General features: G+C 41.2%; 6 protein-coding genes and 4 tRNA genes. 9 read left to right on the forward strand and 1 reads right to left on the reverse strand.

What is annotated here, in order from left to right:
- Positions 1-35: 35 nt before the first annotated feature.
- From dnaG to AWB54_RS11025, 7 genes are all read left to right on the forward strand, one after another.
- Positions 36-1826: a DNA primase gene (gene dnaG, locus AWB54_RS10995; protein ID WP_061214653.1), complete on the forward strand. Its 1791-nt coding sequence runs from the start codon at positions 36-38 to the stop codon at positions 1824-1826.
- Positions 1823-2899, forward strand: coding sequence for an RNA polymerase sigma factor RpoD (gene rpoD, locus AWB54_RS11000; protein WP_061214654.1), 1077 nt, complete (start codon positions 1823-1825; stop codon positions 2897-2899). The genes dnaG and rpoD overlap by 4 nt, the downstream gene beginning before the upstream one ends.
- A 76-nt stretch (positions 2900-2975) precedes the next feature.
- A tRNA-Asn gene (locus tag AWB54_RS11005) sits at positions 2976-3050 on the forward strand.
- A gap of 132 nt (positions 3051-3182) precedes the next feature.
- Positions 3183-3258 (forward strand) — tRNA-Ile (locus tag AWB54_RS11010).
- A gap of 103 nt (positions 3259-3361) precedes the next feature.
- Positions 3362-3436 (forward strand) — tRNA-Glu (locus tag AWB54_RS11015).
- Between the two features lie 6 nt (positions 3437-3442).
- A tRNA-Val gene (locus tag AWB54_RS11020) sits at positions 3443-3518 on the forward strand.
- A 236-nt stretch (positions 3519-3754) separates the two neighbouring features.
- Complete coding sequence (locus AWB54_RS11025; RefSeq protein ID WP_061214655.1) at positions 3755-3988, forward strand: YkuS family protein; 234 nt, start codon at positions 3755-3757, stop codon at positions 3986-3988.
- Between the two features lie 114 nt (positions 3989-4102).
- On the opposite strand, the gene AWB54_RS11030 is transcribed toward AWB54_RS11025, so the two are convergent.
- Positions 4103-4555: a YaiI/YqxD family protein gene (locus tag AWB54_RS11030; RefSeq protein WP_061214656.1), complete on the reverse strand. Its 453-nt coding sequence runs from the start codon at positions 4553-4555 to the stop codon at positions 4103-4105.
- Positions 4556-4920: 365 nt separating this feature from the next.
- Between AWB54_RS11030 and AWB54_RS11035 the strand changes: the two genes are divergently transcribed.
- Positions 4921-6087: an HD-GYP domain-containing protein gene (locus AWB54_RS11035; RefSeq protein ID WP_061214657.1), complete on the forward strand. Its 1167-nt coding sequence runs from the start codon at positions 4921-4923 to the stop codon at positions 6085-6087.
- An 860-nt stretch (positions 6088-6947) separates the two neighbouring features.
- Entirely contained in the window at positions 6948-7925 is a 978-nt protein-coding gene (locus tag AWB54_RS11040) for an HD-GYP domain-containing protein (RefSeq protein WP_061214658.1), read from the forward strand.
- Positions 7926-8032: the final 107 nt, after the last annotated feature.

The raw sequence follows: 8032 nt of genomic DNA on the forward strand, positions 1-8032 counted from the left end.
TTAGCAGGATTTTAGAACTCAAAAGAGAATAGTAGGTGAAGACATTGGCAACATATGACGATCAGGTGCTGGAAGAAATACTAAACCGACTGGATATTGTAGAAATTGTGTCTGAAAGTGTTAACCTGAGTCGAAAAGGTAACCGTTATTGGGGATTATGCCCCTTCCACCAGGAAAAAACAGCATCGTTTTGCGTAACTCCAGATAAAAATATGTTCTATTGTTTTGGCTGTCATGCAGGTGGGGACATTTTTTCCTTTGTAATGAAAAGAGACGGGCTGGAATTTAGAGAAGCATTGGAGTATTTGGCCGAAAAGGCTGGAATTAAGCTAATAGAATCCCGGTCTGGAAAACAGACTGATCATAGAAAACCAGTAATTGAGCTGAACCAGGCCGCGGTTGAATTCTACCAGCAGGTTCTGGCCGGCAAAGCAGGCCAGGAAGCCCGGGAATACCTGAGCAGGAGGGGAATTGAAGCCGAAACCATAAGAAAATACCGCTTGGGCTATGCCCCGGATGGTTGGACCAGGTTGGAGGAACATCTTTTAAAAAAAGGATATTCTCAGGAATACCTGAAATTATCCGGATTAATAAAGCGTAGTGAAAACAGAAATAGCTTTTATGATTTGTTGCGCCGGCGTCTGGTATTTCCCATTACGCATTATAACGGGGATATCGTGGGGTTGGGTGGAAGAGTGCTGGATGATAGCCTTCCCAAGTACCTGAATACACCGGAAACAGAGCTATTTTCCAAGCGTAAAGTACTCTATGGCTTGTTCCAGGCTCGGGATTCCATACGCCAGGCCAATGAGGCCATCATCGTGGAAGGCTACATGGACTGTATTAAATTGCAGCAATTAGGTATTAATAATGTAGTAGCTACTATGGGAACGGCCCTAACTTCGGAGCAGGCAAGACTTCTGAAACGATATTGCGAAAAAGTACTATTGCTTTATGATGGAGATGAAGCCGGGCAAAGAGAAACCATTAGAGCACTCGAAATTATGGGGAATGAAGGACTTAAAATGTCTGTGGTAAGTCTTCCGATGGGAGAGGATCCAGATGATTATATAGAAAAACATGGAAAAGAGGAATTGTTGCGTTATATACAGAATAATAAGCTTAGCAACATAGAATTTAAGATAAACAGATATCTAAGCCAGAAAAAAGAGCTAAACTTGGAAAGCCAGATTGGAGCCATAAATTACTTGAGAGAGGATATAGGGCAATTAAACAGTGAACTGGAAAAGGACTATTATATTAAAGTACTGGCCCGCAAACTGAAGATAGAAGAAAACATTGTCTACCGGGAATTAAAAAAGCGGGAACGGGACATATCAGGTATAAAAAGGAATAAAAGCAAGATAATAAGAGATAATATAAAATACGTCAATTATGGAATTAATGAGAGAATACTGGCCGCTATGTTTAAAAAACCGGAGCTTTTCGAATATATAAAGAGCCGGATTGGATTGGAATTTTTGGAAGAAGGAGATTTAAGAGTCCTGGCGGGAATATATGAAAAGTTAAAGGACAATAACCACGATGGTCGTTTGGAGCGATTAGGCTTACTGGCCAACCAGCAAGGATTTGGTTCTGCTTTTGCCCGTATGGCTCTTTTGATGGAAGAAGAATCCCTACCCGGGGATATGGAAATCAAGCGATTTATTCGTCAGGTGGAAAGAAAAGAAGAAGAATTAGCCTGGAAAAACCAATTTTACCGGCTCAAAGATTTAGACAGTGAAGGGAACTTTTATAGTTTTCTTAGATTTATTCTTAATTTAAATAGCTTTCTAAATGATATCCAGGAAGGGGGGAAAAGATGAAACTGGACAGGAAATTAGCAGAAGCCGTAGTAAATCTAGCAGAAAAAGGAAAAAAGAAAAAAAGTCTCAGCTATGAAGAGATAACAGAGGAATTGCAAAGCTTCAACCTGGAAGCAGATCAAATAGATGATATTTTTGAGCATCTTCAGACTCTGGGGATAGTAATAGGATCTGAACAGGATGCTGAACTTGATGAAGAAAACGAGAGTATCGAGACGGAAGAGGTAGTCATTCCCGATGGAATTGAAATAGATGACCCGGTCAGGATGTATCTAAAGGAAATCGGTCGAGTACCCTTGCTCATTGCTGCTCAGGAGATCGATCTGGCCCAAAGGATAGAGGAGGGTGACGAGGAAGCTAAGAGACAACTGGTTGAGGCCAATCTTCGCCTGGTAGTAAGCATTGCCAAACGCTATGTTGGACGGGGCATGCTTTTCCTGGATTTAATTCAGGAAGGAAACCTGGGACTCATGAAAGCGGTAGAGAAATTCGATTACCGTAAGGGTTATAAATTCAGTACCTATGCTACCTGGTGGATAAGGCAGGCCATAACCAGGGCCATTGCTGACCAGGCCAGGACTATTAGGATTCCGGTTCACATGGTGGAGACCATAAACAAATTGTCCCGAGTACAGAGAAGCCTGTTGCAAATACTCGGTAGAGAGCCAACTCCGGCTGAAGTTGCGGAGGAAATGGATATAGCTGTAGATAGAGTCATCGAAATAATGAAAGTCGCTCAGGAACCAGTTTCACTGGAAACTCCCATTGGAGAAGAAGATGATAGTCATCTCGGGGATTTCATTACTGATGAGGAAGCCGAATCTCCAGAGGAATCAGCCTCTTTTGTTTTATTACGGGAACACCTGGATGGAATACTAAATACTCTAACTGAAAGAGAGGAAAAGGTATTACGCTTGCGTTTTGGGTTGGATGATGGACGTCCTCGCACCCTGGAAGAGGTGGGACAGGAGTTTGGAGTTACCAGAGAACGCATACGGCAGATTGAAGCCAAAGCCTTGCGTAAGCTCAGGCATCCCTCCCGCAGCAAGAAACTAAAGGATTATATTGAATAAGAAATGGGCTTTCCGCCTTGTAGTATGGTTGACAGCAAATTAGGAAAACTATATAATAGTCTTCGTTGGGACATTTTCCTCGATAGCTCAACGGTAGAGCATCCGGCTGTTAACCGGAGGGTTGTAGGTTCGAATCCTACTCGGGGAGCCAGTGTAAAATATAGCGGTAACCCTTTTAAAGTTACCGCTTTTTACTTGAAAAAATCCACTGCTAATAAGTTTTACTATTGACCTTTGTCAGGATTTTTTATATACTAACTCTTGCGGGGTTTACCGGCATTCCGGGCCTATAGCTCAGTTGGTAGAGCTACCGGCTCATAACCGGTTGGTCCCAGGTTCGAGTCCTGGTAGGCCCACCATAACTGAAGTCGAAAGACAGATGTCGGAAGGCGGAAGTCGGAAGTCGATACTGGTAAAAAGCAGGAATCCCGCAATTAGCAGAGTCGTTTTATCTGCGCATATGGCCCCTTGGTCAAGCGGTCAAGACACCGCCCTTTCACGGCGGTAACGGGGGTTCGAGTCCCCCAGGGGTCACCATAATCAGGGCGATTAGCTCAGTTGGGAGAGCACCTGCCTTACAAGCAGGGGGTCGGCAGTTCAAGCCTGTCATCGCCCACCATTGAAACAAAAACCGCGAAATGTCGCGGTTTTTTTCATTGGGGAAGTTGAATGCTAGTGAATGGAATATTTCTGGGTATAAAAGTAAATAGCTAAACGCTTCAAGCGATAAAAATTGCAGAACGCCAGGTAGAAAAGAAATAGTTAAGTTTTCTGTTAATGATTATATTTTACATAAACCACCCATAGATAAAGCATAATAATTAAAACTTATGACTTTTAAGTGAGGTGTAGAAAATGGAAAAGGTTATTGCGGTAGAGGATAATCTGACTCCAATAAAAGAGTATCTTGAAGCTCGTGGTTGCCTGGTGGTTGATATTGGTTCAGGATGGAATATACCTGTGGATGCAGTTGTGATATCAGGTCTGGATAAGAACCTGATGGGGATGCAGGATATTGTAACGGTGGCTCCAGTTATTGAGGCACGGGGAAAAACCCCGGAAGAAGTTTGGGACAGTATTTCGAGGTAACCCGGACTTAAGCAAAATTATATCTGTTTAACCCAGGATAAATACATGCTTCAGTGCCAGGTCGCAATTAAGGTTGCACCCTGCGGGCACTCCTGGTGCTCCCTACGGTCGCTATTAAGGGTGGGGGTGTGGGGGGATAGTAAGCAACAAATTTTCCAGGCTTCTTTGAAAACGCAGATTATCTTCGACGCTTCTCTTTCTGGGGCCTTTTGTTCGACCACCAGCCCGGCGTAGTTTAGCCTTGATTTCTCTTTCTTCTAAGAGGAAGTCCATGCTTTCATTACGGTATTCACGGCCAATGGGGGAGAGGCAGCGGGCTCCCTTACCCAGAACCATGGCTGCCAGTCCCCAGTCCTGAGTTATAACTATGTCACCCCGTTGGGTTAAGTTTATTACCTTAAGATCAGCTTCCTGGGAAGCATTTCCTACCACTATGTGGTGGTCAGAGTCAATATGGTGGTTAAAACTGGCTACTGTCCATACGGGAAAATCATACTTGCAACCTAATTCAAGGCAGCTTTGCAGAACCGGTCTGGGGCAGGCATCGGCATCCACTATAATCTTCATTCTTTACTCCTTAAGCTGGTTTCCAAGCTGGATAGCTGCAACAATAGACTATAAATGCTTCTTTCTATATCGAAGCTTTCATATCGTCACCAGCATTGAAGGTATTAACTGCTATTTTATGAATTGGCAGCATATATCTCAATTGTACATGGAAAAATAAGCAAGCGGAAGAGAATATATCACATAAAAAACATAAAATAACCTTTAGAATTAATGAAATATTTTTAAATTTACACCAAAGTCCTATTCAAAATGCGCTTTTAGTAAGAGGATATATTGAAATGCTTGTGTTATTCTAGAATTAAAGAAGCAGGATGCAGGCTAAAGTCGGTATTAAGAACTCCTAAATCAGAGGAGGAATGCTCATGAAGAGAGTTTTTGCGGAAGAACTGGAATCTGGTATGGTAATTGCCCGGACTATAGTTGGAGCAGATGGCCGGGCTCTGCTCACCGAGAATACGCGCTTGAATGAAGCTTATATACAGAGATTGCAACAATTAGGAATCAGTTCAGTTTACATTAAAGATGGTTTAGCTGATATTGAAATACCGGAGATTATTTCTGCCCAGGTACTGACTGCTGTTTCCAGCAATCTAAATAGCATATTTAAAACGTTTTCTTCTAGAAAGACTCTGGATATTAATCAGCTTCGCAAGATGATATCATTGCTACTGGATGATATAGTGACCAATAGGAATGTTATTATCCATCTGGAAGATATTCGAGCCTATGATGACCACCTTTTGTTTCACTCCATTAATGTAGCTGTTCTATCCATGATGACCGGTTTAAGTATGGAATATCCGGAAGCAAAGCTTGTGGACTTGGGATTGGGAGCACTGCTGCATGATATTGGTATGATTATGATTGATTCGGCCATCTTTAATTCAGCACGGGAAAGAGAACTAACTGCCGAAGAGAGAGAAGAAATCCAAAAGCATGCGGAAATCGGTTTCAATATTTTGCGTACTTATAGGGAAGTACCAACCAAAGTAGCCCATATTGCTTACCAACACCACGAAAGATTTGATGGTTCCGGGTATCCACGAAAACTGGACAAAAAACAAATCCTGGAAAATGCTTCTATAGTAGCGGTGGCAGATGTTTTTGATGCCGTTGTTTCAGACCGACCTTTTCGCCGGGGATACTCTTCTACGGAAGCCATGATGATTATAAGAAGGTTGGTTAATACTTACTTTGATTCGGAAGTCGTTGAAGCCTTTGCCACTAACATCGCCATGTATCCGATTGGTTGTCTTGTCAGTCTCAATACTGGTCACGTTGCTGTTGTTACCTCTGTTAGCAGAATAAATTCTCTCTCTCCGGTGGTTTATGTGACCTTGGACCATGAACTGAACTTTATTGAAAAACCCTTCCAGCTCGACCTTCAGGAAATAAGGGGATTCAAGATTCAAAGAAGGTTAAGTTATGAAGAAACTGAAGTTGTTCGTGCCAAAATTGCCGGTCAGAAGATAGAATGCCAAAATAAGAGCCCCAAGATTAATAGCGAAAAGAGTTATGCAGTTTTATAATTTACTCTAATAAAGTTGTTTATATAAAGTAACTGGGCGAAGTAGCTCATATATAACGAGGTGAAATATATCCCCTGTTTCTTTAAGCGGCCGGGTTCCTATTAATAAAACAGCTTGGGATCTAATCCCCCGCCTTGTTGCAGCAGTGTGTTGAAACTGCTCCGCAGTTTCTTCCGATGCTTAAATTCTGTTCATATATTTTAGTGAGAGGGAGGTAAGCGAATATTTTTCGCTTACCTCCCTTAGCTATTTTGAACACTGCATATACTTGAAATGGATAAAAGTCCTGGGGTTGAATTAGGACAAACTTATTTGAATATAAGGTCTTGAGGAAGGACGCTAATCCTAAAAAGGTTAAAAAGTCCCGGACAATTTGGGTCTATAGGCGGACGTAATACTTTTTATTTTAGGTTATTCTATATCAAGGATGTCAAACCAAATCATATAAACAGAAATAATAACATAATTTAACTCAATTTAATTAAGGATAATACTCGATAGCTCATTTACGTTAGAATACGCTAAAAACATGAAGGGATGAGATTCTTATGGCTTAAATACGTAATTGTCCAAAATGTAAGCGTTTATTTACCTATAATTCGAAACAGGTATTATGTCCGGTTTGTGCTGAACTTGTAGAACAGGAATATAGTATTGTCCGCAATTTTATTAGAGACAACCCTGGTGTTAGCCTTATTGATGTGGTCCAAGAAACCGGGGTAAAACAGGAAATAGTTCTTAGTTTCATACGGGAGGGACGATTTGTACATGTAAATATTTAAATTGTTTTTATTACGAAAATGCAAGAAAAGAGAGATATGTATGCTTGTATTTTATTTTTATATGAGGGGGATGCTTTAATGAAAAGGGTGTCAACGGATGAATTGGAACCCGGAATGGTAATAGCCAGGACTGTAATCGGGTCTGATGGGAGGGCTCTGTTAACTGAGAATTCCCAGCTTTCAGAATCATACATTGAAAGATTGCAATCATTGGGTTTTAAATCGGTTTATATCAAAGACGGGTTGGCTGATATTGATATACCCCAGGTAATTTCCAACCAGGTTCTTTCTGCTGTTTCAAGCACCTTGAGCAATTCGATAAAAACTTATTCCACTAAAAAATCTTTGGATTTAAAAAGTTTAAGAATGGTTGTAACCATGTTGCTTGATGATATATTAAGCAACCATAATCTGCTTATTCAATTGGAAGATATTCGAGCCCATGATGATTATTTATTTTTTCATTCAATCAATGTAGCAATATTTTCAATGATGACGGCCATAACTGTGGGATATACGGAAGGAAAAGTGATAGATATCGGCTTAGGTGCTTTACTCCATGATATAGGAATGATTATGATTGACCCGGCTATTATTAATAAAAGTGGTCAACTAACAGAAAGTGAAAGTGCACAAATCAGGAAACATCCCGAAATCGGTTTTAATATTTTAAGAACTTACCAGGAAGTACCGACCAAGGTGGCACATATTGCTTTCCAACATCATGAAAGGATTGATGGTTCTGGATATCCCCGCATGTTGGAGCGAAAGCAAATTTTAGAATACGCCTTAATTGTTGCAGTTGCTGATACTTTTGATGCGGTAGTCTCGGACCGGCCTTTTCGAAAGGGATACTCCACTACTGAAGCTCTTATCATTCTAAGAAAGCTATCTAATAGTTATTACGACCCGGAAATTGTTGAAGCATTTGCATCGAATATAGCCATATACCCGGTTGGCTGCCTTTTGAGTCTTAACACGGGACATATTGCTTTAGTTACATCGGTTACCCGGATTAATTCCACGCGTCCTACGGTGGGTAATATTTTGCGATAGAGCCACACGTGTGACGAAATAGAGCCACCATGAGCATCAAATAGAGCCACCTTGGTCATGATGAGAGCCACCTCCGATATAATGATGGAATGCACTACACAGTGCTA

This window comes from Syntrophomonas wolfei subsp. methylbutyratica, from assembly GCF_001570625.1.
Taxonomy (GTDB): Bacteria; Bacillota; Syntrophomonadia; order Syntrophomonadales; family Syntrophomonadaceae; genus Syntrophomonas; species Syntrophomonas methylbutyratica.